Origin of the sequence: Tenacibaculum aiptasiae, from assembly GCF_008806755.1 — a bacterium.
Lineage (GTDB): Bacteria > Bacteroidota > Bacteroidia > Flavobacteriales > Flavobacteriaceae > Polaribacter > Polaribacter aiptasiae.
The window spans coordinates 1-1,513 of record NZ_WAAU01000080.1 but is presented as its reverse complement, the minus strand read 5'-3'; the positions used below and the strand labels follow the sequence as shown (position 1 = coordinate 1,513).

General features: G+C 29.5%; 1 protein-coding gene. It reads left to right on the top strand.

The features are described 5' to 3' along the window. Positions 1-1,513, top strand: a 1,513-nt coding sequence (locus tag F7018_RS18035) for a condensation domain-containing protein (protein ID WP_150901492.1), incomplete at both ends; no start/stop codon positions are given.

Here is a 1,513-nt window from a genome sequence, read left to right as displayed (position 1 = left end):
CTGTATATCCAATGAATGGTGTTGAAAAAGGAATGGTGTTTCATTCTTTAAGAAGTAAACCTGCTAATGTTCATGAAATAGTATATCATGAGCAAAATATTTATGACTATGGAGTAGAGAACTTTGATTTTGATTTGTTTAAACATGCAGTAAACTTGATGGTGTCTAAGCATACAACTTTACGTAAAATATATGATTTAGAAAATTTTGCCCATATTATTTTAAAGAATGCAGATCCAGAGGTGAATTTTATCGATATTCAGCATTTAGATAGAGAAGAGCAAGATGTTTTTATCAAGAATAAACTATTAGAAGAAAAGAAAAGACAAACTGAATTATCATTTTCATTACTGTGGCGTATTAATGTAATAAAGGTAAGAGATGATTATCAATATTTATTATTAGACTTCCATCATTCTTTCTTTGATGGCTGGAGTCTTTCTTCATTCATTACAGAATTATCTAATACATATTCTATTTTGATGGATGATAAAAATTATGTTCCAAAAGCTATAGAAAGTACTTATAAAGATCAGATAATAGGAGAATTGTCTGCTGCGAAGAGCCAAGAGTCGATTGCATATTGGCAAAAAGAACTTGATGGTTACACAAGACTAGAGCTACCATCTACTGAAGATGAGCATCAATTTAAAAGTGAGTGGTTTGATTATGGGAGAGACTATAGAAGTAGTTTAGAAAAGCTCGCTTCTAATTATAATACTAGTTTTAAACATTTGTGTTTCGCAGCGTATGTCTATGCTATGAATATGTTGAGCTTTGAAGAAGATATAACCTTAGGAATTGTAACTAATAATAGGCCATTAACATCAGATGGAGATAGGTTATTAGGTTGTTTTTTGAATACGATTCCGTTTAGGGCAAAAATTCCTAAGAATCTAACTTGGGGAGGTTATATTAATTATATAGAAGATAAACTTAGAGTACTTAAGTATCACGAGAGGGTTCCTTTTTATAAAATACTAGAGATTACAAAAGAACCAGCAAATGAGCATAATCCAATTTTTGATATTTCATTTAATTACATCGATTTTAGACGTTATACTGAGATACAAGATACAGAAGAGCAGATTGTAAGACCAAATGAATTTAAAGAGTCTAACTTTTATATGAATAACAATACTAGTATTGATTTTCATATTTATGCTCGAGATAATGACTTTAGGTTAGCTTTAACACACTCAACGGCTACTTTTAGTACAAAAGAAATAGAGAAACTTTCTAGTTATTTTAAATCAACTCTAGATCAATTTTTAAATGAGACAGAAGAGCCATTACAAAAAGAGACTATATTAACAAGATGTGATAAAGATAAGATCCAAAGTTTAAATACTCTTTTAGATGTATCATATCCTGAATCATTAACCATAGTCGATTTATTTGAGGCTCAGGTAGAAAATTACCCTAATTCTGTAGCAGTTGTTTATGAGGATGAAACATTAACTTATTCAGAATTAAATAATTTATCAAACATTTTAGCTTATGATTTACGTTC